Source organism: Dietzia sp. 111N12-1, assembly GCF_001658045.1.
Taxonomy (GTDB): Bacteria; Actinomycetota; Actinomycetes; order Mycobacteriales; family Mycobacteriaceae; genus Dietzia; species Dietzia kunjamensis.
The window spans coordinates 62,484-85,299 of record NZ_LSSV01000021.1 but is presented as its reverse complement, the minus strand read 5'-3'; the positions used below and the strand labels follow the sequence as shown (position 1 = coordinate 85,299).

Sequence of the window (22,816 nt, the reverse complement as noted above, 5' to 3'; positions counted from 1 at the left end):
GACCCGCACCCGCCAGGAGCCCGCCCATGGTCACCGTCCGAACCGCCACGCGTGCCGACGCGCCCGCGATCGCCGGCATCCTCAGCGAGGCGTTCCGCGACGACCCCGCATGGTCGGTCACGCTGCCCGAGGACGAGACCCGGCACACCAAACTCACCTCGTACTACCTCCGCCGGGTGCGGCGACACCCCCAGTGGGTCGACGTCGCGATGGACGACGGCCGCGTCGTCGGCGCGGTCCTCTGGCAGCCCCCTGCCGCCCCCGGCGCTCTGGGCACCGCCCGGCGAGCGATCTCCGGTGCGGCCCTGTGGACGCTGGGCCGGCTCCCCCTGGGCCGCGGTGCCCGGCACACCCTCCAGATCGAGGCCTACCGACCCACCGAACCGCACTGGTACATCCGCGACATCGGCACCGGTCCCCGAGCCCGCGGCAAGGGCGTCGGATCGGCACTGCTGAAGCACCGACTGAGGGTCGTCGACCACTCCGCGACCCCGCTGGCGTTCCTCGAATCCACCACCCCGGCGAGCCGTCGCCTCTACGAGCGGTTCGGGTTCGAGGCAGTGGGCTCCGTGCCGACGCTTCCCGGACAGTCCTCGACCGCCATGGTCCGTCGGCCCGTCGACAGCGCGGACCGGTCCGGCCGGCCCGACGGAAACGCAGAGTAGACCCGCCGGGCGGCACCTCCTCCGCGCACGCGACGAGCCACTCAGTACGCTCACGGCTATGACGGCAGACTTCGTGACCCCCATCACAAACACGCTCGGCCGCGCGCGCCAGAACGTCATCTACCGCTCTGGCGTCTCCGGGATCACCCCCGCGGTGCCGACCGGCGCGGAGAAGCTCGAAGCCGCCGCCCGCCGCGCGCTCTTGCGACGACCCGGCGGGAAGAAGGCCTGGGCCTACGTCTACGGAGGAGCCGGCTCGGGGCAGACTATGGCCGCCAACCGCGAGGCCTTCGACCGCCGTCGGCTGGTGCCACGCATGCTCCGCAACACCTCCCGGCGCGACATCTCCACCACGGTGCTCGGGCAGACGCTCCCCGCGCCCGTCCTGGTCGCCCCGATCGGCGCCGCCGGACTCATCCGCCGCGACGCCGACGTCATGGTCGGCCGGGCCGCCGCCCGGCGCGGACTGCCGTACATCTTCTCCTCGCAGGGTTCCTCGCCCATGGAGGCCACGGCCGCCGCGATGCAGGCCAGCCCCCGCTGGTTCCAGCTGTACTGGAGCAGCGACGAGCAACTGGTCGACAGCTTCATCGCCCGCGCCGAGGCGATCGACGCCGGGGCCCTGGTCGTCACGCTCGACACCACCACCCTCGGTTGGCGGCCGTGGGACCTCGACCTTGGTTCGCTGCCGTTCACCCGCGGCGTCGGAATAGCGCAGTACACCTCGGACCCGCGCTTCCGGCAGTTGGTCGCCGAGCGGATCGAGCGCGAGGCCGCGGCGGGTGCGGCCGCGGGCGCCGATGCCGATGCCGCTGCCGTCAAGGTCACCCCGCAGGCGGCGCTCACACTGCTTGAGATGGCGCGCAACCACCCGGGCTCGACGCGGGAGAACCTGCGCGCCCCCGAGACCCGCGCCGCCGTGCAGACGTTCCTCGACACGTTCTCCAACCCGGCACTGAGCTGGGGCCACCTGGCGACCCTGCGGGACCGGACGAGGCTGCCGATCGTCCTCAAGGGCGTCCTGCACCCCGACGATGCCCGGCAGGCGTTCGATGCCGGTGTCGACGCGGTCATGGTGTCCAACCACGGCGGCCGCCAGGTCGACGGGTCGATCGGCACCCTCGACGCCCTCGTCCGGATCCGCGAGGCGGTCGGCCCGGAGCCGACACTGCTGCTCGACTCCGGCATCCGCAACGGCACCGACGTCGTCAAGGCCATGGCGTGCGGGGCGAACGCGGTGACGATCGGCCGGCCCCACGTCTACGGCCTGGCCATCGCCGGCGAACACGGCGTCGGCGAGGTGCTCGACAACCTGCTCGCCGAGATCGACCTCACCATGTCGCTGAGCGGCGCCAGCTCGTGGGACGAGGTCGACGCCTCGCTCCTGGCCTGAGACTCGCGCCCGGTCCAAGGCTCGCTCTCGGCGTGGTCCGGGTTCAAGCATGAGAAGAGCCCCCGGTAGGCGACTGCCAACCGGGGGCTCTGCTCTGCAACGGGCCAGCTCTGCAACGGGCCAGCTCTGTGGCGGGCCAGCACTGCATCGGGCCGGCTCTGTGCCGACCTAGATGATCGGGTCGCCTTCGCGCCTGGCCTCGGCGGCCTCCTTGACGAAGCCACGGACGAGGACGGCGAGGACGCCGGCCACGATGACGGGCCAGATCAGGACGTAGATCGTGAGAAGGATCGGTGTCATTGTCAGCTGCCTTCCTTCCTAGACGCGGACGAGGTCATCGTCGTCGTCATCGGTTCGGACGTTCTGGTCGCGGCCGTCGTCGTCGGACTGCGCCTCGAGGGCCTCCGCCGATTCCGCCGTGTCGTAGTCGGCGGTGCGGGCGGCGATCTTGGCGAAGTCGAAGTCCATCGAGCTACGGAAGGACATCGCGGCACAGACGATCGTGCTCACGGCGTACGCCACGAGCGAAGCGGTCAGGGTGTCGTAGTCACGCAGGAAGCCGAAGATGAACGGCGCACTGCCCAGGGCCGCGATCGCGCCGACGACCAGCGCCGGGCGCAGGCCGAAGAACCCGAAGACCATCAGCCCGAGCACCACGCCCACGCCGATCACCGCCAGCGCCTCGATGCCGTACGCGAGCACGCCGCTGTCCGGGATGGCACCGAAACGGGTCGGCAGGAACACCGCCAGCGCCGCGAGCACGGACACGGTGAAGGCCATGTTGGTGACCTTCTTCCAGTAGAAGCTCGCGATCACCGGGAACACCAGGGCACCCCACAGAGCACCCACGAAGACCAGCAGGTCCAGGATGTTGAACCGGATGTTGGCGAACACCAGGGCCGCAGCGGTGGCGAGGACCATCGTGAGCCGGCCCACGATGAGCATCGTGCGCGGATTGGGGACCTTGCCCTTGCTGCGCAGGCTCTGTCCGTAGACGTCGGTCATGGCGATCGACGACATGGCCGACAGGTCGGAGTCCGCGGTCGACGAGAGCGACCCGATGATCATGATGAAGAACACCGCGACCAGGACGCCCGGCAGGTACTCAGCGGCCACCTGCGGCAGGATGTTGTTGGGGTCGCCGTCCACGGGATCGATACCCGCGTACAGGGCGAGCACGCCCACCATGCCGATGCCGATGATCGTGGCGCCGTAGCCGATCGTCGCCGTGATGAAAGTCGGCTTGATCAGGTCCTCGCGCACCGCGAACAGGCGCTGGGCGATGGTCTGGTTGCCGATCGCGTAAGCCAGCACGGCCGCGATGTAGGGCGCGCCCTGGTTGAGGAACGCGTCCGAGGAGAAGAAGTTGCTCTGCTGCGGGGTCAGGTTGGCCGCACCGCTCGAGAACACCTCGACACCGCCGAGGAAGAAGAACATCGACGGCACGATGATGATGACCGCGCCGAGCATGGCCAGCACCTGGGCGAAGTCCGTGAGCACCGAGGCGCGGAAGCCGGACCACAGCGTGTAGAGCAGCACACCGGCGGCGATCACGATGATGCCCTGCATGAAGCTGAACGGGCTGAGCATCGCGATAAGGGCGCCACCGGCGATGAAGTTCGACGTCAGCGAGATGACCGAGCCCAGGATGTTGGAGCCGGCCAGCATCAGCTGGGAGAAGCGCCCGTGGCGCGCGAACATGACCTCGGCCAGGGTGTGAGCCTGGGGCGCGACCTTACGGATTCGTCGGCCGAAGGGGTAGATGAACAGGATCATCAGGGCACCCCAGAGCCCGTAGTGGATCGGTCCCGACACCCCGTAGAGGTAGCCGGAGTTGACCGAGGCGTACATCGACGAGGCCCAGATCCAGGTGGCCGTCATCGACGCCGCCGAGATGCCGAATCCGATCCGGTGACCGGCCGTCATGTAGTTGTCAGCGTTCTCGTCCTTGCGCGCGATCCGCATGGACATGAGCATGGTGCCGCCGTAGAACAGCAGCAGTAGCAATACAAGCGCAGTCGCACTCAGCGCGGGAGAGCCGAGCAAATCCATATCTGCCTTTCTCTCTTTTATTGTCAGAACAACGGACCCAGCATAGAGAACCCTGACGAGAAACTGAGAATCGGCGAGGCCAGGGCCGTTGTCCGGAGATCCAAAACGGAGTCGGCTCCCCACCCATTGACGGCCCACAACCCCGCTTCGGGATGGAGGGAAACCCCAAACGGCCCTCTCCACCGAGGCCGATACTCAGGGAACGTTGTGGATGAATGTTGCCAGATCAGTGAGGCCCAGAAGGTTGCGGATAGACGCAAACATTGCGGTGCCTGCCTGCGCCGACGACTCAAGATCAACCGGCAGCCGTCGACCCCGGCGAGTGTGCGCTCAGCGAACGGAGTGCCGTCAACTTAAGAGCGGTGTCACATCCCTCAGCAGGTGACTGCGAGGACCACCCCTCGGCCGGGCGCACCCGTGGGCGGGTCGGCGGCGTGCGGGAGGCGGGTGTTCCCGAGGTGTGGATCAGTGCCGGTCGGTGCGGCGGTGCCACGCGGCGCGCCACTCATCCGCGCCGGCCTCGGCCGCGGGCACGGGCAGCCGCGACTCCGCGGCCCTGACGGTCTCGGCGAACTCGCGGACCACCCGTCGGTACTTGACCTCCGCCGAGCCGGAGCCGTCGGCGTCGGAGGCGTCGTCGGCGGCGTGGGCGGCGGCGTGGAACAACCCCCCGGCACCGACGTGGACGACCCGCATCCGATCGGGCACGAGATCGTCGGGGATCCCGGCCGACCGGACGCGCTCGAGAACCTTCTGCCCCAGTGCCAGTGCGGGCATGTCCCAGGAGATCCCCTCGACCACACCGCGCGGTGGGCGACCGGCGCGCTCGGCGGCCTTGGCCTCCTGCCACAGTCGGTCCTGCTCGGCGGCATCGAGGGCCCCGGGCCCACGACCGGGCCCGTCGGTGAACCAGTACGGCGCCCGGCGTCGGAGCTTGTCGAGCAACGCCCCGGCCACGTCCTGCACGTCGAACGGCGACTCGTCCCGCTCGGCCCCGATCGCGGCATGGAACAGCACCTGGAGCAGCAGGTCGCCGAGCTCCGAGACCAGCTCGTCGCGGTCGCCGTCCGCCACTGCGTCGACCAGCTCCCACGACTCCTCGAGCAGGTACGGCAGGAGGGAGGCGTGGGTCTGGGCGGACTCCCACTCGCCGTCGCGGCGGATGCGGGCCATCACCTCGACGGCCTCGGCCAGCCGGTCGCCGCCGCCCGTCGAGAAGAGGGTTTCGCTCGTATCGGTCGAGTGGACTCGTGCGAAATCCTCTTCTCGGCGGGGATCGCGGGCGCCGCCGGGGCCGCCGGGGCTTCCGTGCCCGCCCCCGCCGCCGGGGTCCGCGTCTGAGTCGGGCCGCCCGCCGCCCGGGTCCGCGTCTGAGTCGGGCCGCCCGCCGCCCGGGCTCATCGCGCGGGCGCCGTCTCCGGCTGGATCACCGGGTTCGACCCCTCCGGATCCCCGGCCATCGCCGTGAGGAAGTCGGCGGCGTACTGCAGCATCTCGTCGTCGCGCGCCTTCTCGCCGCCGGCACCCGCACGCGCGCCGGCGGCCTTGGGCAGCGGGAGCAGCACGGTCTTCTGCGTGGCCCGGTACTGCGCGGCCGGGTACATGCGCTTGAGGCGCATCTGCTGCGAGTCCAGCAGGTCGAGCGGGCCCACGCGCAGGCGCGATCCGGCCAGGACGATCTCACGCACCCGGTACTTCTGCGCGACCAACCGCAGCCGCGAGACGGACACCACGCGGCGGGCCTCGGCGGGAAGCGGCCCGTAGCGGTCGAGCAACTCCTCGACCACGGCGTCGATGTCGGCGGCCTCCCGCGCCTGCGACAGCTTGCGGTACGCCTCGAGCCGGAGCCGGTCGCCGTCGACGTACTCCACGGGGATGTACGCGTCGACGGGCAGCTCGATGCGGATCTCGCCGACCTCCTCCTCGACCTCCACCTTCTCCCCGTCGGCGACCGCGCGGTAGGCCTCCACCGCCTCGCCCACGAGACGGATGTAGAGGTCGAACCCGACGCCCGCGATGTGCCCCGACTGCTCCGCGCCCAGCACGTTGCCGGCGCCGCGCAGCTCGAGGTCCTTCATCGCCACGGCCATGCCGGCGCCGAGGTCGTTGTTCTGCGCGATCGTCGCGAGCCGGTCGTAGGCGGTCTCGGTGAGTGGCTTCTCGGGGTCGTACAGGAAGTAGGCGTACCCACGCTCACGTGACCGGCCCACGCGGCCTCGCAGCTGGTGCATCTGCGACAGGCCAAGCTGGTCGGAGCGGTCCACGATGAGCGTGTTGGCGTTGGAGATGTCCAGGCCCGTCTCGACGATGGTCGTACAGACCAGCACGTCGTACTCGCGGTTCCAGAACCCGCCGACCGTCTGCTCGAGCTGCTCCTCCCCCATCTGCCCGTGCGCCACCACGACGCGCGCCTCGGGCACCAGGTCGCGGATCTTCGCGGCGGTGGAGTCGATGGTCCGCACGCGGTTGTGGACGTAGAAGATCTGCCCCTCGCGCAGCAGCTCGCGCCTGATGGCGGCGGCGACGTGCTTGTCCGAGTGCGCGCCCACATACGTCAGCACGGGCAGCCGCTCTTCGGGCGGGGTGAGGATCTGGCTCATCTCGCGGATGCCGGCCAGCGACATCTCCAGGGTGCGCGGGATCGGGGTGGCGGACATGGTGAGCACGTCCACGTGGGTGCGCAGGGACGTGATGTGCTCTTTGTGCTCCACGCCGAAGCGCTGCTCCTCGTCCACGATCACCAGGCCGAGGTTCTTCCACCTCACGCCCGTGGCGAGCAGCCGGTGTGTCCCGATCACCACGTCCACTGTCCCGTCCGCCAACCCGGCGAGGATCTTCCTGGCCTCGGCGTCGGAGGTGAAACGGCTCAGTCCACGGATCGTCACGGGGAAACCGGTCATGCGCTCGGCGAACGTGGCCAGGTGCTGCTGCGCGAGCAGCGTGGTCGGCACCAGCACCGCGACCTGGGTGCCGTCCTGCACGGCCTTGAACGCGGCGCGCACGGCGACCTCGGTCTTGCCGTAGCCGACGTCGCCCACCACCACGCGGTCCATGGGGGCGGTCTTCTCCATGTCGTGCTTGACGTCCTCGATCGCCGTGAGCTGGTCGACGGTCTCCGTGAAGGGGAACGCGTCCTCCATCTCGCGCTGCCACGGGGTGTCGGGGCCGAACGCGCGCCCGGGCGCGGACTGCCGCTTGGCGTACAGCTGGACCAGCTCGGTCGCGATCTCGCGGACGGCCTTGCGGGCCTTGCGCTTGGTGTTCTGCCAGTCGGCGCCGCCCATCTTGGACAGCGTCGGGGCTTCGCCGCCGACGTAGCGGCTGAGCTGCCCGAGCGACTCCATGGGCACGTAGAGCCGGTCCCCGGCCGCGCCGCGCTTGCCGGGCGCGTACTCGATGACCAGGTATTCGCGCCGTGAGGAGCCGTCGCCACCGCGCACCTGCCGCTCGACCATCTCCACGAACTTGCCGATGCCGTGCTGGTCGTGCACCACCCAGTCGCCGGCCTTCAGTGCCAGCGGGTCGACCTGGTTGCGGCGCTTGGAGTGGCGGGCCTTGGGGCGGGTGGTGGAGCCGAGGCGGTTGCCGGTGAGGTCCGTTTCGGAGACGACGACGAGGTCATCGGCCACCCCGGCGGCGCTAGCGCCGGTGGTGAGCGAGAACCCGCCGTGCAGGACAGCCTCGTAGACCGACACGAGTCCGGAGGCGGGCTCGGATCCCGCCGTCGCGGCCGTGGCGGGGACCTCGGCCTCGGACAGGCGTTCCAGGATGCGGGCGACGGTGCCGTGACCGGGCACGACCATCGCGGCCCGGCCGCCGCCGCCGACGAGCGCGCGGAGCCGGACGAACATGGCCTCCATCTCGGAGTCCTTGCCGCGCGGGGCGGGCGGGTCGCCGGCGGGGACGGTGATGACCGCGCCGTCCTCGGGATCGGTGAGGAACCCGGGCGGGACGAGCTGCCACCACGCGCGGCCCGCCTCGGTGGCCTCGGAGCGGACGGCGGAGAAGGTGCGGTAGCCCGACCCGGACAGGTCCAGCGTCTCGCTGTCCACGGGGGCGTCGCCGCCCATGGTGGCCGCGGTCCACGAGGCCTCGAGGAACTCCCGACCGGCGGAGGCCAGGTCGGCGGCGCGGCGGCGGACCTTGTCCGGATCGCACACCACCACGCGGGTGTCGGCGGGCATGAGCATCGGCAGGGTCGTCATGTCCTCCGGCACGAGCACCGAGGTCAGGGCCTCCATGCCGTCGCGCGGGATGCCCTCGGCCAGCGAATCGAGCAGCTCGGCGAGCGTCGGGTTGGCGCGGTGCTCGGCGGCCAGCTCCCCCGCCCGGGCCCTCACGGCATCGTCGAGCAGGAGCTCGCGGCACGGGAACAGCACCGCGGACTCCACCTCGCCGTCGGGCAGGGAGCGCTGGTCGGCCACGGAGAACTCGCGGATCTCGGCGATCGTGTCGCCGTCGAACTCGATGCGCAGCGGGTGGTCCGCGGTGGTCGGGAAGACGTCCACGATGCCGCCGCGCACCGCCACGTCCCCGCGCCGGGCGACCATGTCCTCACGCAGGTACGCGAACTCGGCCAGCCGAACCATGAGGTCGGTGGGGTCCAGCTCGGCGCCCTTGACCAGCCGCACCGGCTCCCGGCGGGCCGCGCCGGGTGAGATCGGCTGCACCACCGACCGCGCCGCCGCCACGACGATCCCCGGGGGCCGCCCCGACAACACCGAGTTCAGCACCTCGAGCCGGCGACCGATCGTGTCCGCCGCCGGCGAGAGACGCTCGTGCGGCAACGTCTCCCAGCTCGGGAACTGCACCACCGCCTCGGTGGACAGGCCCGGGCCGTCGTACAACCCCGACAGCTCGTCGGCCAGTTCCTCACACTCGCGCTCCGTGGCCGTCACCACCAACAAGGGGGCACGCTGCGCCACGGCGGCGACGAGGAACGGCCGCAGCGCCTCGGGCGCGCGGACCACCGCCGCGTCGCGGTCCAGACCGTCGCGCAGGTCGGCCAGCGCCGGGTTGGCCAGGACCGCACCCGCCAGACCGGACAGTGCGGCGGTCGCGGGAGTGGTGGCGGTGGCGGTGGTGGTCACGCGTGTGGATCCTCCGGGTAGGGGGTTCGTCGAGCGGGGGTGTGCGGGTCGCACGGGTGGTGGGACGCACACCTGAAGGGCCGCAGATCCACCACTCTAACCGCGCACCCGCCCCGGTAGCCTGTGCGTATGCGCGAGACCACAGACGCCGAGCACGTCGACCCCCGGCCCGTCGACCCCGGGCACGGCGACACCCAGGGCGCCCCCGCGGGCCCGGTGACGATCTCCCCCGCCGCGGCCACCGCCGACGACGCCGCCCCCGACACCATCGGCGCGCGCGTGTTCACCGACCGGTGGATCGGCGTGCTCCTCACCCTCGGCTCGGCCCTCGCGCTGGTCGCGTCGTTCGAGCTCAGCCTGGACAAGATCCGGCTGCTGGAGAACCCGGACTACACGCCGGCGTGCAACTTCTCCATTCTCATGAGCTGCAAGAGCGTCATCAACTCCGAGCAGGGGGCGGCGTTCGGGTTCCCCAACCCGTTCATCGGGCTGATCGGGTTCGGCATCGTGATCGCGATCGGCGTCGCCGCCGCCACAGGGGTGCGGTTCCCGCGCTGGTACTGGGTGGGCGCGCTGCTCGGGCTGACGTTCGCCGCCGGATTCGTTCACTGGCTGGCCTACCAGTCGATCTTCCAGATCCAGGTGCTGTGCCCGTGGTGCATGGTCGTGTGGGCGGCCACCATCCCCATGTTCTGGTACACATTGCTGCACGTGCTGGCCAAGCTCACCCGGGCGCGGTGGGTGCGCGCACTGCAGCGGTGGCACCTGGTGCCCGTGGTGGTCTGGTACCTCGCGGTGGCCGGGGTCATCCTGTGGGCGTTCTGGGACTTCTACTGGGCCGACTTCTTCGCCAACCTCTGACCGGCCGTGGAGTACACCGGGGTCGACGTCGTGATCCCCGCCCACGATGAGCAGGACCTGCTGGCGGGCTGCCTCGACGCGCTCGAGGACTGCATCGCCGCCACCCCGGTCCCGGTGACCGTGACGGTCGTGCTGGACTCCTGCCGCGATGCCACCGAGGAGATCGCGCGGGGGCGGGCCCGGATCGTGCGGACGAGCGCCCGCAACGTCGGCATCGCCCGCGCGCGCGGGTTCGACTCGCTGCGGCGGCCCTCATCGTCGTCGCCCGGCTCCGTGCCGTCCCCTCGCGGCGCTGGTACGCGACCGACGCCGACTCCCGCGTGCCCCGCACGTGGCTCTCACCGACCAGCTGGCGGTCGCCCGCTCCGGCGCCGACGTGGTGGCGGGCCTGATCGCGGTCGACGACTGGTCGGACTGGACCCCCGCCACCCGGCTGAGCTACCTCGAGGGCTACCACCCGGGTCCCGGACACCGGCACATCCACGGCGCCAACATCGGCATCTCCACCCGCGCCTACCGGCAGCTCGGCGGCTTCGACCCGCTCCCCGTGCACGAGGACGTCCAGCTGGTCCGGCGCGCGCAGGCGGCCGGGCTGACGGTCGCGTGGTCCACCGCCGCGCCGGTGATGACCTCGGCCCGCCGGACCGCGCGCGCCCCCGGAGGCTTCGCCGGTCACCTCGCCGCCACGGAATGCGCCGCCACCGAACGCGCCGCCACCGAACGCGCCGCCAGCGCAGGGACCACCGCGTCATGACCGCGTGTCCGCGAGCAAGGAGGCCCCGTGAGCAACACTGACGTGCCCCCCGGCGGCTCCCCGGACGCCGCTTCGTCCGCCGACCTGGCCCGCGAATGGGTCCGCGCCGGCCGCGCCGACCTGCCCCTGCCCGCCCGCGGCGACACCCGGACGAGATGGTCCGAGCTCACCGCGATGTGCACCCGGGACGTCTCCGCCGGCCGCCTGGTCGAGGCCCACGCCGACGCCGACGCGATCCTCGCCGAGATCTCCGGCACCCGCGTGGGGCGCGACGAACTGTGGGGCGCGTGGGCTGCCGAACCGCCGATGCCCGTGCTCCGCGCCCGGCGCGTGGGCGGGGGCTCGGGCGGGGGCTCGGGCGGAGACTCGGGCGGCGGGTGGGTGCTCGACGGGGTCAAGGCCTGGTGCTCCGGCGGCGACGTGTGCACGCACGCCCTGGTCACCGCGTTCGACGACGACGAGCCGCGCCTCTTCGCCGTCGACCTGCGCCAGCCCGGTGTCGCGCCCCGGGCGGGCGGCTGGGCGCACCCGGGGATGGCGGGCAGCCGTACCACCTCCGTCGAATTCACCGACGTGCCGGCCCGCTCCGTCGGGGACCACCGCTCCTACCTCGAGCGGGCCGGGTTCTGGCACGGTGGGATCGGGGTTGCCGCCTGCTGGCTGGGCGCCGGGATCGCCGTGGCCCGGCCCCTGATCGCGCGGGCGACCCGGCCCGACGTCGACCCCCACGCGCTGGCCCACCTCGGCGCCGTGGACGTGGCCCTGGGAGGGGCGTCGTGGGCGCTGGACGCCGCCGCCGCGGAAGTCGATCGCGACGGACCCGGCGCCGACCTCACCGTCGCGCGCCACCGGGCCGTGCGCGTGCGGGCGATAGTCGAGGCCGCGGTGGACGAGACCATCCGACGCGTCGGCCGGGCGCTCGGCCCGGGACCGCTCGCGATGGACCCGCGCCACGGGCAGAACGTCCTCGACGCCGAGGTGTACATCCGGCAGTTCCACGCCGAGCGTGACCTCGCCGGGCTGGGCGCCACCGCCCGCACCCACGGCGGGTGGGCGCGATGACCACCGATCCCGCCGAGGCCGGTTCCACCCACTGGACCGGCATCGGACTCGACGACCGCGGCACTCCCCACGCCGACTGGGATGCCTGGTTCGGCGGGCGTACCGCCGACCCGGAGCTGACCGTCCCGTCCGGGGTCCGGCGGGTGGTCGTGGTCGCGCCGCATCCCCACGACGAGATCCTCGGCGTGGGCGTCACCGCCGCCCGGTTCGCCGCAGCCGGGGTGGAGGTGGTGATCGTGGCCGTCACCGACGGCGACGCCTCGCACCCCGACTCCCCCACGGTGACGCCCGCGCGGCTCGCCGCGCTGCGGATCTCCGAGAGCCGGCGCGCCTGCGCGGCCCTGGGCCTTCCCGAGCCGGTGCGGGCCGGACTGCCAGACGGCGGGGTCCGCGGGCACGAGACGCGTCTGGCCGACGCGATCACCGAGGCCATCGGTGACGTCCCCGGCGAGGACTGCGTGGTGCTCAGCACGTGGCGCGGAGACGGCCACCCCGATCACGAGGCCTCCGGACGCGCGGCCGCCCGGGCCTGCGCCGCCACCGGAGCGCGCCTGGCGGAGTACCCGGTGTGGACCTGGCACTGGGCCGAGCCCGGCGATCGGCGCGTGCCCTGGAACCGGCGGCGCCGCGTCGTGCTCACCGACGCCGAACTCGCCGTCAAGCACGCTGCCGTCGCGGAGTTCGTCACCCAGGTCGCTCCGCTGTCCGATCGGCCGGGGGACGAGGCGATCCTGCCCGACTGGATCCTCGACCGCCTGGTCACGCGCTCCGAGACGGTGTTCTGGTGAGCACCCCGGGCCACTACTTCGAGGAGATGTACTCCGGGTCGGCAGACCCCTGGGACTTCGCCGGCTCGTGGTACGAACTGCGGCGCTACGGGCTCCTCGTCGCCTCTCTCCCCGAGCAGCGGTACCGCGTGTGTTTCGAGCCCGCCTGCTCGGTGGGGGTGCTCACCGAGATGCTCGCCGGGCGGTGCGACGAGGTGCACGCGGTGGACGTCGTCGACACCGCCGCCGGGCAGGCCCGCGCGCGCATCGACCGCGCGGGGTTGGACCACGTGCACGTGCGCACCGCCGACGCGTTGGACCCGTGGCCCGGGCGGTCCTGCGACCTGTTGGTGCTCTCGGAGTTCCTCTACTACCCGCCAGCCGACGGGCTCGACGAGCTACTCACCGCACTGCTGACGCTGGCCGAACCCGGCGGGACCGTCGCGGCCTGCCACTGGCTGGGGCGGTCGGACGACCACGCCTGCCACGGCGAGGACGTCCACGCCGCACTCGCACGCCGCACCGACCTCACGCGGATCGTCCACCACCGCGAGGAACGCTTCCTCCTCGAGGTCTTCCGTCGCACCTGATGGCCGGCTGCAACTAGTCCGCCTGCGTCTCCGGCTCCGGCTGTGGTTGCGGCTCCGGCTGTGGTTGCGGCTGCGGTTCCGGCTCCGGAGCCGACGCCTCCGCCTCGGCTCGAGAGACGAGGTGCACTATCGCCTCGGTGTGGAGACGGAACAGCTCGGTGACGTCGGCGTCCCCGGTCAGGGACGCGAGGAAGATCCCATCGCCTCCGGCGAGGGCATAGGTGGCGAGCACCCGGGCATCCGCCTCGGGTAGCCGCGGACGGACCCGCCGGAACTCCGCCGCGATGCGCTCCAGGGCGTCCCCGCGCAGGCGCAGATAGATTCCCCGGGCGGCCGGCTCCACGGGACGCTGCTCCAGCGCCAGCATCAGGCCCAGCCGGAGGAAGTCCGGGGACTCGCGGAACGTCCGGGCCACGCCCAGGCAGAAGGCGGTCACGCGCTCCCGGAGGGCTTCACCCTCCCCGCGGGTGACCTGACCCAGCCACAGCTCGACGCTCTCCTCGACAACCGCCGCCAGCAGCGCGTCCTTGTCCGCGAAATGCCAGTAGATCGAGCTCGCCGGGAGCCCGCTCGCCTTACTGACCTGCGCGATCGAGGTCCCCTCATACCCGCGTTCACCGGCCACCTCGGCGGCCGCCTCGATAATCCGGCGCCGGGACTCCCGGCCCTTGGCACGGGTGCGCCTGCCAGTGGACCCCGTCGGCTTCCCCGCCATCCGCTCCCCCGCTCCCTGTGTCCGGCGACTCATTGCGAATCGCCCCGGATCAGACTTACCGTAGTAATCACTACAGTACCGCGCGGCGGCAGACGTCAGCGCAGGAAAGGTGGAGAAATGATCGAATCACTGACCCGGAACTGGTGGATCCAGCTCATCCGCGGAGCACTGGCGATCGCCCTGGGCGCGACCGCACTGGCCTCCCCCACCACGGGCATGACGCTCGCGGTGTTCCTCGTGGCGGCCTTCGCCATCGGTGACGGCGCCATGACCATGACGACCGGAGTGGCGCTTCCGGACCGGACCCCCGGCCGCGGTGGCCTCATCCTCGCCGGCGCCGGATTCATGATCCTCGGGCTGGTCGTCCTGTTCTGGCCCGGCATCTCGGCCACCGCGTTGGTTCTGCTGTTCGCCACCTGGCTGGTGGCCTCCGGCGCCCTCGTCGCCTACGGCGCCCAGACCCTGCGCTCCGAGATCCCCGACTCGTGGGCCATGGTGACGCTCGGCGTCGTCCTGGCGGTGGTGGGTCTCGGGCTGGGCGTCGTGGGCCCGGCAGCGGTCGACACGTTCGTCACCTTCGCCGGCTGGTTCGGCCTCGCCGTCGGCGGGGTCATGGCCGCCGTGGCGTTCCGTCTCCGCGCCGACTCCGACCGGCTCGAGCACCGGGTGGCCGTCGCAGCCTGAACCGCGCCACCCTCATCCCCCGGCAAGGGCCGGGGAGCGACCTACTACGGGCTTCCGGGCCCCGGGCGCATGTCGCGACCCTGCGGCGTGCCGCCGGGGTGGCTCGGCCCGCTGTACTTCTCGAGGACGTCGACCTCCAGCGTCGGCGAGGGATCGAGATGCGAGAGCCCGTTGAAACAGAGGTTGACGATGTGCGCGGCGACCTCTTCCTTGGGCGGCGTGCGGGCGTCGAGCCACCACTGGGCGGTCCCGGAGACCATCCCGACCAGGGCCTGCGCGTACACGCTGGTGGTGATGGGGTCGAACCCGCGGGCGACGAACTCCTCCTCGAGGATGTAGGTCACGCTCGCGGTGGCGTCGTTGAGCAGGGTCGAATACGAGCCCCCACCCACCGGGGACGATTCGCGCACGAGAATGCGGAAGCCGTCCGTGCGTTCCTCGACGTAGCGCAGCAGCGCCATCGCCGCGCGCTCGATGCGCCGCCGCGAGCCCTCACCCTGCAGCGCCTCGGTGATCTCCGCGCCGAGGTAGGCGAGCTCCCGGTCGCACACGACCGCGTAGAGCCCCTCCTTGCCTCCGAAGTGCTCGTAGACCACCGGCTTGGACACGCCCGCAGCGGCGGCGATGTCCTCCACCGTCGCGGCGTCGTAGCCGTTCTCGGCGAAGATCCGTCGGCCGACCTCCACCAGCTGCTGCCGCCGCTTGGCGGCGGACATCCTGGTCCTCGGTGTCGGTACGCCCGCGCCCGTCATGCCCCACCCCTTTTTCTGATACCCCGAGGATAGCCACGCGCGAATTCCGCTCCCCCCGACCGGCGGCAACACTGCTGCTCACGGCGGGCAGGGCCCACCGGTGCGCAGGTGCGCATCGGTGGGCCCGATCTCATGTGCCAGACTGGTGACGGCCCGTTCGCGGGCCGTTCCCCCGTGGTGTAATCGGCAACACTCCTGATTTTGGTTCAGGCATTTCAGGTTCGAGTCCTGGCGGGGGAGCTAGAAGATCCCGCCGAAGATCCCCACGGCCAGCACCAGCAGCAGGATCGCGATCATCGCGAACACCGCCAACGCCGGTTGCCGTGCGCGCCGCGGCTTCTTCTCCACCTCGGCATCGGGCTGGAAGGCCGGGTCCTGCCCGGGCTGCCCGGGTACGTTCATTCCGGTCACGTGAATCGCTCCTCTTCCATCCGGGCGTAGGCCTCCAGCAGCTCGAGGGCGTGCTCTCCGGCAGCACCCTCCGCGCGCAGGCCCGTACGCATCGACTCCACCATCTCCCTACCGTGCGGGAACGGCGGCAGCAACGGCATGTCCGGGTCGGTGATCGCATCGATCACGGTCGGCCGGTCCGCGAGGAACGCCTCCTCCAGGGCGGGAACGAGCTGGTCGGGGTCGTCCACGCGCACCCCGCGCAGCCCGAGCAGCTCGGCGTAACCGGCCACGTCGAACGGCGGCACGTCCTGCGACCGGGCGAACCGCGGCTGGGCCTCGCTCTCGCGCTGCTCCCAGCTCACCTCCGCCAGGTCCCGGTTGCTGAGCACCACGATCACCATCGTCGGGTCCTCCCAGCTCGGCCACGCCTCGGAGACGGTGATGAGCTCGTTGATCCCCAGCATCTGGATGGCCCCGTCACCGGCCAGGACCGCGACCGGCTTGGCGGGCGCGGTGGCCTTGGCGGCGATCGCGTAGGGGATCCCGCAGCCCATCGACGCCAGCGTGCTCGACAGGTGCGCCGGCACGTTCGTCGGCAGGCTGATCTGTCGGACGTAGTGGTAGACGCTGCTGCCCACGTCCACGGCGAGCCGCGCATCGTGCGGCAGGCGCTCGCCCAGTCGCCGCGCGACCAGCTCCGGGTTCAGCCCGCGCGCCGGCACCTCGGAGCGCATGCGGGAGATCTCCCACCACTGCCCCACCCACTTCTCCACGTCGCCGCGCCAGGCGGAGCGGTCGCGGTCGGCCACGCGTCCGGTGAGTTCGCGTAGCGCGGCCGCGGCGTCGCCCACCATGCCGACCTCGATCGGATACCGGTTGGCCAGGTGCACCGGGTCGAGGTCGATCTGCACGGCCCGCGCCTGCCCGGGCTCCGGGTAGAACTCGGTCCAGGGGTCGTTCGATCCGACGATGAGGAGGGTGTCGCAGTTCTGGAGGATGCGCGCGCTCGCCGTCGTCCCCAGATGGCCCATGGTCCCGCCCACCACCGGCGAGGACTCGTCTACGTAGGGCTTACCCAACAGGCTCATCGTCACGCCGGCGTCCAGGCGCTCGGCGAGCTCCATCAATTCCGCCTGCGCACCGGCGACGCCGCGCCCGGCCAGGATCGCGATCCGCTCCCCCGCGTCGAGCACCTCCACGGCGCGCGCCACGTCGTCGTCGCGGGGCACGGTGACCCCGTGGGTCCATTCGGGGGCGGTGACCACCACCCCGTGCTCCTGGTCGAGGTCCTCGCCCAGCTCCGGGGCCTCGGCGTTCTGCACGTCGTGGGGAAGGATGACGACGACGGGGGTCCGGTGCGTCAACGCGGAGCGGAACGCCCGGTCGATCACCATGGGCGCCTGCTCGGCCGACGACACCGTCTGCAGGTACGGCCCGGCCACGTCCGCGAAGACGTTGCCGAGGTTGATCTCCTGCTGGTAGCCCGACCCGAGCACGCTGGTGTGCTGCTGCGCGACGAGCGCCACCACGGGCACGCTGTCGAGTTTGGCGTCGTACAAGCCGTTGAGCAGGTGTATCGCGCCGGGGCCCTGCGTGGAGGTCATCACCCCGACCGCGCCCGAGTACTTGGCGTCGGCCACCGCCATGAACGCCGCCGACTCCTCGTGGCGGGCCCGCCCGAACGTCGGGGCGATCTCGGCGCGCTGCAACGCGCCGAGCAGCGGGTTGTTGCCGTCCCCGGCGTAGCCGTAGATCCGTTCGACGTCCCAGGCAGCCAGTCGTTCGACGACGAGGTCGGCCACCGTCCTGTCCGTGGTCATACGCGTGCCCCTTCCGCTCGTCAGCCGTAGTGGCCCCACCGTAGGGGGCGCACCCGCGGCCCTCCACCGGTCATGGTGGCGCGGGCCCGCGGAACCGGTTGTCCGGCGGGTGGGGTGGCCCTATCGTCCGGGCATGGACACCGATCTCAAGGCACTCGCCCTGGTGTGCTCGCTCAAGGCCTCGCCCGCCGAGTCGAGCAGCGACCTCATCGCCCGGCAGGTCCTCGACGAACTCGCCGGTCACGGCGTGACCGGGGAGACCGTCCGGGTCGCGGACTTCGACGTCCGTCCGGGGGTCGACGATGACATGGGCGACGGCGACGAGTGGCCCGCCATCCTCGAGAAGGTCCGAACCGCCGACGTCCTCGTGCTGTCCACGCCGACGTGGCTCGGCAATCCGTCCAGCATCGCGCAGCGGGTGCTGGAGCGTCTCGACGCGCAGCTGTCGGCCACCGACGACGAGGGCCGTCCCGCGATGTTCGGCAAGGTCGCCGTGGTCGCGGTGGTGGGCAACGAGGACGGCGCGCACAAGATCGTCGCCGACATGTTCCAGGGCCTGAACGACATCGGGTTCACGATCCCGGCGCAGGGCTGCACCTACTGGAACAACGAGGCCATGAACCCGGTGGACTACAAAGACCTCGACTCCACGCCGTCGGCCGTGGCCTCGACCATCACCACGCTGTCGGCCAACGCGGTGCACCTGGCGCGGTTCCTGCGCCGTGAGCAGTACCCGGCGGTCTAACCCTTGGTGCTCCGCTCGACCGCGCTGCGGACGGTGTAGCGCAGGAACGCCGGGAAGGCGATCGCGCAGATCACCATGCCGATCACCACCAGCACGCCACCACCCGACGCGGCGACCGCCGTGCCGACCGACGCGGCGGCCACGCCGTGCGCGACGTCGCCGATCCGCGGGCCACCGGCCACGACCACGATGAACACGCCCTGCAGACGGCCGCGCATCTCGTCGGTGGCCGAATCCAGCAGGATCGCCTGGCGGAACGCGGCCGAGATCATGTCGACGGCGCCGCCGAACGCCAGCGCGGCGAGCGCCAGCCACAGCCACCACGCGGAGCCGCCGGGCGAGGCCGCGCCCACGAACACCCCGAACGCGACCATCGCCGCGCCCCACAGCGCCACGCACACCAGCACCGCCAGGCCCTGCCGGCGCACGCGAGGGATCCACCCGGAGAACACCCCGCCGGCCACGGCGCCCACGCTCATCGCGGCGAACAACAGACCGAGGGCGGTCCCGCCCGTCGCGGGGTCGCCGAAGGACTCGGTGGCGATCTGCGGGAACAGTGCCCGCGGCATGCCGAAGACCATCGCGACGATGTCCACGAGGAACGAGGCCAGGAGGATGCGGCGGGTGGCCAGGTACGCGAACCCGTCGATCACCGACCGCAGCCCCACCGACCCCCGCTCCCCCGCCACCGGCTGCGGCGGGAGCCGGAACACCGCGTACAGGGTGGCCAGCAGCGCGACGGCGGTGAACAGGTACATCGTGGACAGTCCCAGGACCGGGATGAGGATGCCCGCGGACAGGGGCCCGACGATCGCCCCGAACTGCATCACGGTCATGTTCAGGGCCGAGGCGGAGGCCAGCTGGTCGGAGGGGACGATCCGGGGGATGATCGCCGAGCGGGTGGGCTGGTTGACCGCGAAGAACGCCTGCTGCACGGACAGGAGCACCATCACCACCCAGACGTTCCGGTTGCCCGCCGCGGCCTGAGCCCAGAACAGCAGTGAGGTCACGATCAGCCCGGTGGTGGTGACCATGAGCAGGCGACGCCGGTCGAGGGCGTCGGCCAGCGCACCGCCCCACAGGCCGAACACCACGAGCGGCACCAGCGCGAACACGCCGGTGAGCCCCACATACGCAGAGCTGCGGGTGATCTCGAAGACCTGCTGCGGCACCGCGACGATCGACAACTGCGCCCCGATGACCGTGACGATGTTGGCGAGCCACAGCCTGCGGAAGTCTGGCTGCCGCAGTGGCCGCGTATCCGCCAACTGGCGCCTCAGGACTGACACGCGGGGCAGGCTACTCCGCCTCAAGACGGTTCGAATCGTCGGAGTCACCCTCTATCCTTGGGGCTCTGTCCGCCTTGGGACCCTGTCCGCTCGCCGGACGTACCCGGACCCATCCATCACCACCACCGTGCGCGCGGCGCGCCGAGGAGACTTGATGACCACACCCGAGACCGACCGTTCAGCGCCCGACCATGCACAGACCGCGGTCATCGTCCTGGCCGCCGGCTCCGGCACCCGCATGAAGAGCGCCACGCCCAAGATGCTGCACCGGGTGTGCGGGCGGACGATGCTCGGTCACGCACTGCACGCCGCGGCGGGGCTCGAACCGGACGCGATCGTCGTGGTCGTCGGCCATCAGCGCGACCAGGTCTCGGCGGCGGTCGACGAGTTGTCGGCCGAGCTCGGCGTTCCGGTCTCCACCGCGGTGCAGGAGGAGCAGAACGGGACGGGCGACGCCGTGGCGGCCGGCATGTCGGGACTGCCCGCCGACTTCTCGGGCACCGTGCTCGTCACCACCTCGGACATCCCCCTGCTCGACGCCGACACCCTGCGCGAGGTCGTGACGCGCCACGACCTGCGACCGCGCGCCGCGGTCACCGTCCTGACGTCGACGGCGCCCGACCCCACGGGGTACGGCCGCATCGTGAGGAACGACGACGGCGAGGTGCTGCGGATCGTCGAGCACAAGGACGCCTCGGAGGACGAGCGGGCGATCGACGAGGTCAACTCCGGCATCTACGCCTTCGACGCCCTCGTCCTGCGGGACAAGCTCGGGCAGCTGGGCACGGACAATTCGCAGGGCGAGCTGTACCTCACCGACGTCATCCAGCTCGCGCGACGCGACAACGGCCTCATCCGCGGGCACCGTGTCGAGGACCCCGATCTGGTCGCGGGCGTCAATGATCGCGTGCAGCTCGCGGCCCTGGCCGGGGAGATGAACCGTCGCCTGTGCGAGTCGGCGATGCGGGGCGGCGCGACGATCGTCGACCCGTCCAGCACGTGGCTCGACGTGGGCGTGGCCACGGGCCGCGACGTGACGATCCTGCCGGGCACCCATCTGACGGGCGCCACCGAGATCGGCGACGGTGCGACCGTCGGACCGGACACCACGCTGCAGGACACGGTGGTCGGCGAGGGTGCCACGGTCGTGCGTTCACATGCGGTGCGCGCCACAATCGGGGCTGGCGCGGAGGTGGGCCCGTTCGCCTACCTGCGGCCCGAGGCGGACCTGGGCGAACGGAGCAAGATCGGCACGTTCGTCGAGGTCAAGAAGTCGACGATCGGGGCGAACACCAAGGTGCCGCACCTGACCTACGTGGGCGACGCGACGATCGGCGAGCACACCAACATCGGGGCGTCGAGCGTGTTCGTCAATTACGACGGGGTGAACAAGAACCGTACAGTGATCGGCGATCACTGCCGCACCGGTTCGGACACCATGTTCGTCGCACCTGTGACCGTCGGAGACGGGGCCTATTCGGGCGCGGGTACCGTGATCAAGGACGACGTCCCACCCGGAGCCCTCGCGGTCTCGGGCGGACGGCAGAGGAACATCGACGACTGGGTGATCGAGAACCGGCCCGATTCCGGTTCTGCAGAGGCCGCCCGTCGTGCCCGGAACGACTCCCAGAAGGACGGACTCACGCAGTGAGCGAGTGGATCGACAACCAGAAGAACCTGATGTTTTTCGCGGGGCGCGCACACCCCGAACTCTCCGACCAGGTCGCCGCCGAACTGGGCGTCGAGGTCACCCCCCAGACCGCCAGGGACTTCGCCAACGGCGAGATCTTCGTCCGCTTCGAGGAGTCCGTCCGCGGCTGTGACGCGTTCGTGCTGCAGAGTGCCCCGGCGCCGCTGAACAAGTGGATCATGGAGCAACTCATCATGATCGACGCGCTCAAGCGGGGAAGCGCCAAGCGGATCACCGCTGTCCTGCCGTTCTACCCGTACGCGCGGCAGGACAAGAAGCACCGCGGCCGCGAGCCGATCTCGGCCCGTCTCATCGCGGACCTGCTCAAGGCCGCCGGCGCGGACCGCATCATCACGGTCGACCTGCACACCGACCAGATCCAGGGCTTCTTCGACGGTCCCGTGGACCACATGCACGCCCAGGGCCAGCTCTCGGACTACGTCCGGCAGCACTACGGGACCGACAACATCGTCGTGGTCTCCCCCGACGCCGGCCGCGTCAAGGTGGGCGAGAAGTGGGCCGATGCCCTCGACGGCGCGCCGCTCGCGTTCGTCCACAAGACCCGCGATCCCAACGTGCCCAACCAGGTGAAGTCCAACCGCGTGGTCGGTGACGTGGAGGGCAAGACCTGCGTCCTGATGGACGACATGATCGACACCGGTGGCACCATCGCCGGCGCCGTCAAGGTCCTCAAGGACGCCGGTGCCGGGGACGTCATCATCGCCACCACCCACGGCATCTTCTCCGATCCGGCCGCCGAGCGTCTCGCCAACTGCGGGGCCAAGGAGGTCATCACCACCGACACGCTGCCGATCCCGCCGGAGAAGCGGTTCGAGAACCTCACCGTGCTGTCCATCGCGCCGCTGCTGGCCCGGACCATCCACGAGGTCTTCGAGAACGGGTCGGTGACCAGCCTCTTCAACGGGAACGCCTGACATGACCGCGGACCCGGCGGGGCGCGCCACGATCTACCACAACCCCCGCTGCTCCAAGTCCCGGCAGGCGCTGGAGCTGCTCCGCGAGCGGGGTGTGGAGCCGACCGTCATCAAGTATCTCGACACTCCCCCGGACGTCGAGCAGCTGCGCACCCTCATCTCCGACGCCGGTCTGACGGTGCGGGAGGCGGTGCGCGTCAAGGAAGCCGAGTTCACCGAGCTCGGCCTCATCGACGCCTCCGATGACGACCTGCTCGCCGCGATGGTCGCCCACCCCCGGCTCATCGAGCGGCCCTTCGTCGTCACCGACAAGGGCACCCGCCTCGCGCGTCCCACGGCGGCGGTCGAGGAGATCCTCTGACCCACCACCCAGGCTGACCCGCTGCACCTGCTGGCCCACCACCCAGGCTGACCCGCTGCACCTGCTGGCCCACCTAGCCGGGACAGCGACTGACCCGCCGCCCCACACCCGGGGCGGCGGGTTCGCTGCGATTTTGGGCCCCGCACCCCTCGGCGCTAGGCTGGTCGGGTCATCTCGGCGAGGGAGGACCCGCATCAA

Annotated in this window: 21 protein-coding genes, 1 tRNA gene and 1 pseudogene; 14 read left to right on the top strand and 9 right to left on the bottom strand. The window is 71.3% G+C overall.

The window, feature by feature from the left end; translation table 11 throughout:
- Positions 1 to 26: 26 nt before the first annotated feature.
- Both AYO52_RS03765 and AYO52_RS03760 read left to right on the top strand, forming a co-directional pair.
- Positions 27 to 665 (top strand): GNAT family N-acetyltransferase, encoded by a 639-nt coding sequence (locus tag AYO52_RS03765; RefSeq protein ID WP_067713405.1) that lies wholly within the window; start codon positions 27 to 29, stop codon positions 663 to 665.
- Between the two features lie 58 nt (positions 666 to 723).
- Complete coding sequence (locus AYO52_RS03760) at positions 724 to 2,058, top strand: alpha-hydroxy-acid oxidizing protein (protein WP_067713403.1); 1,335 nt, start codon at positions 724 to 726, stop codon at positions 2,056 to 2,058.
- Positions 2,059 to 2,226: 168 nt separating this feature from the next.
- Here the strand turns inward: AYO52_RS03760 and AYO52_RS18685 are convergent, their stop codons facing one another.
- The 4 genes from AYO52_RS18685 to mfd all read right to left on the bottom strand — a co-directional run bounded on the left by AYO52_RS18685 (position 2,227) and on the right by mfd (position 9,200).
- Positions 2,227 to 2,358, bottom strand: a complete 132-nt coding sequence (locus tag AYO52_RS18685; protein WP_096907137.1) for a putative transporter small subunit — start codon at positions 2,356 to 2,358, stop codon at positions 2,227 to 2,229.
- Positions 2,359 to 2,376: 18 nt separating this feature from the next.
- Complete coding sequence (locus AYO52_RS03755) at positions 2,377 to 4,110, bottom strand: sodium:solute symporter family protein (protein ID WP_067713400.1); 1,734 nt, start codon at positions 4,108 to 4,110, stop codon at positions 2,377 to 2,379.
- Between the two features lie 465 nt (positions 4,111 to 4,575).
- A complete protein-coding gene (locus tag AYO52_RS03750) occupies positions 4,576 to 5,511 on the bottom strand; it encodes a MazG nucleotide pyrophosphohydrolase domain-containing protein (RefSeq protein WP_082923743.1) in 936 nt (311 codons plus the stop codon).
- On the bottom strand, positions 5,508 to 9,200 hold the full coding sequence (mfd, locus tag AYO52_RS03745) for a transcription-repair coupling factor (RefSeq protein ID WP_067713398.1): 3,693 nt from the start codon (positions 9,198 to 9,200) through the stop codon (positions 5,508 to 5,510). Before mfd ends, AYO52_RS03750 begins: the two co-directional genes overlap by 4 nt.
- Before the next feature lie 129 nt (positions 9,201 to 9,329).
- Here mfd and AYO52_RS03740 point away from each other — a divergent pair, with 129 nt between their 5' ends.
- The 6 genes and pseudogenes from AYO52_RS03740 (at position 9,330) to AYO52_RS03715 (ending at position 13,234) form a co-directional block, all read left to right on the top strand.
- Positions 9,330 to 10,061: a vitamin K epoxide reductase family protein gene (locus AYO52_RS03740; protein ID WP_067713395.1), complete on the top strand. Its 732-nt coding sequence runs from the start codon at positions 9,330 to 9,332 to the stop codon at positions 10,059 to 10,061.
- Positions 10,062 to 10,067: 6 nt separating this feature from the next.
- Positions 10,068 to 10,229, top strand: a pseudogene (locus AYO52_RS18810) (glycosyl transferase family 2); the annotation flags it as partial.
- Positions 10,230 to 10,392: 163 nt separating this feature from the next.
- Complete coding sequence (locus tag AYO52_RS18805) at positions 10,393 to 10,815, top strand: glycosyltransferase family 2 protein (RefSeq protein WP_067713390.1); 423 nt, start codon at positions 10,393 to 10,395, stop codon at positions 10,813 to 10,815.
- A gap of 27 nt (positions 10,816 to 10,842) precedes the next feature.
- Entirely contained in the window at positions 10,843 to 11,877 is a 1,035-nt protein-coding gene (locus tag AYO52_RS03725; protein WP_371517230.1) for an acyl-CoA dehydrogenase family protein, read from the top strand.
- Positions 11,874 to 12,665: a PIG-L deacetylase family protein gene (locus AYO52_RS03720; protein WP_067713387.1), complete on the top strand. Its 792-nt coding sequence runs from the start codon at positions 11,874 to 11,876 to the stop codon at positions 12,663 to 12,665. Before AYO52_RS03725 ends, AYO52_RS03720 begins: the two co-directional genes overlap by 4 nt.
- On the top strand, positions 12,662 to 13,234 hold the full coding sequence (locus AYO52_RS03715; RefSeq protein WP_067713384.1) for an SAM-dependent methyltransferase: 573 nt from the start codon (positions 12,662 to 12,664) through the stop codon (positions 13,232 to 13,234). The genes AYO52_RS03720 and AYO52_RS03715 overlap by 4 nt, the downstream gene beginning before the upstream one ends.
- 13 nt (positions 13,235 to 13,247) lie before the next feature.
- Here the strand turns inward: AYO52_RS03715 and AYO52_RS03710 are convergent, their stop codons facing one another.
- Positions 13,248 to 13,949, bottom strand: coding sequence for a TetR/AcrR family transcriptional regulator (locus AYO52_RS03710; protein ID WP_082923742.1), 702 nt, complete (start codon positions 13,947 to 13,949; stop codon positions 13,248 to 13,250).
- 117 nt (positions 13,950 to 14,066) lie between these two features.
- Here AYO52_RS03710 and AYO52_RS03705 point away from each other — a divergent pair, with 117 nt between their 5' ends.
- Positions 14,067 to 14,633 (top strand): HdeD family acid-resistance protein, encoded by a 567-nt coding sequence (locus AYO52_RS03705; RefSeq protein ID WP_067713381.1) that lies wholly within the window; start codon positions 14,067 to 14,069, stop codon positions 14,631 to 14,633.
- A 44-nt stretch (positions 14,634 to 14,677) separates the two neighbouring features.
- Here the strand turns inward: AYO52_RS03705 and AYO52_RS03700 are convergent, their stop codons facing one another.
- Positions 14,678 to 15,349 (bottom strand): TetR/AcrR family transcriptional regulator, encoded by a 672-nt coding sequence (locus tag AYO52_RS03700; RefSeq protein WP_067713378.1) that lies wholly within the window; start codon positions 15,347 to 15,349, stop codon positions 14,678 to 14,680.
- A gap of 204 nt (positions 15,350 to 15,553) precedes the next feature.
- Here AYO52_RS03700 and AYO52_RS03695 point away from each other — a divergent pair.
- Positions 15,554 to 15,625 (top strand) — tRNA-Gln (locus tag AYO52_RS03695).
- Here AYO52_RS03695 and AYO52_RS18145 read toward each other — a convergent pair.
- Positions 15,626 to 15,796, bottom strand: coding sequence for a hypothetical protein (locus AYO52_RS18145; RefSeq protein WP_156523513.1), 171 nt, complete (start codon positions 15,794 to 15,796; stop codon positions 15,626 to 15,628).
- Positions 15,793 to 17,598: a thiamine pyrophosphate-requiring protein gene (locus AYO52_RS03690; protein ID WP_067713373.1), complete on the bottom strand. Its 1,806-nt coding sequence runs from the start codon at positions 17,596 to 17,598 to the stop codon at positions 15,793 to 15,795. Before AYO52_RS03690 ends, AYO52_RS18145 begins: the two co-directional genes overlap by 4 nt.
- A 133-nt stretch (positions 17,599 to 17,731) precedes the next feature.
- Here AYO52_RS03690 and AYO52_RS03685 point away from each other — a divergent pair, with 133 nt between their 5' ends.
- Positions 17,732 to 18,343 carry a flavodoxin family protein gene (locus AYO52_RS03685; RefSeq protein ID WP_067713370.1) on the top strand — a complete coding sequence of 204 codons (612 nt, stop codon included), beginning with the start codon at positions 17,732 to 17,734 and terminating at the stop codon, positions 18,341 to 18,343.
- Here the strand turns inward: AYO52_RS03685 and AYO52_RS03680 are convergent.
- The gene (locus AYO52_RS03680; RefSeq protein WP_067713455.1) at positions 18,340 to 19,623 is read right to left on the bottom strand and encodes an MFS transporter; all 1,284 of its coding nucleotides are present in this window, start codon (positions 19,621 to 19,623) and stop codon (positions 18,340 to 18,342) included. The genes AYO52_RS03685 and AYO52_RS03680 overlap by 4 nt on opposite strands.
- A gap of 163 nt (positions 19,624 to 19,786) precedes the next feature.
- On the opposite strand from AYO52_RS03680, the gene glmU reads away from it, so the two are divergent.
- The 3 genes from glmU to arsC are packed head-to-tail and all read left to right on the top strand — an operon-like array spanning position 19,787 to position 22,618.
- Positions 19,787 to 21,283 carry a bifunctional UDP-N-acetylglucosamine diphosphorylase/glucosamine-1-phosphate N-acetyltransferase GlmU gene (glmU, locus tag AYO52_RS03675; RefSeq protein ID WP_067713368.1) on the top strand — a complete coding sequence of 499 codons (1,497 nt, stop codon included), beginning with the start codon at positions 19,787 to 19,789 and terminating at the stop codon, positions 21,281 to 21,283.
- A complete protein-coding gene (locus AYO52_RS03670) occupies positions 21,280 to 22,257 on the top strand; it encodes a ribose-phosphate diphosphokinase (protein WP_067713365.1) in 978 nt (325 codons plus the stop codon). The genes glmU and AYO52_RS03670 overlap by 4 nt, the downstream gene beginning before the upstream one ends.
- A gap of 1 nt (position 22,258) precedes the next feature.
- Positions 22,259 to 22,618 (top strand): arsenate reductase (glutaredoxin), encoded by a 360-nt coding sequence (gene arsC, locus AYO52_RS03665; protein WP_067713362.1) that lies wholly within the window; start codon positions 22,259 to 22,261, stop codon positions 22,616 to 22,618.
- Positions 22,619 to 22,816: the final 198 nt, after the last annotated feature.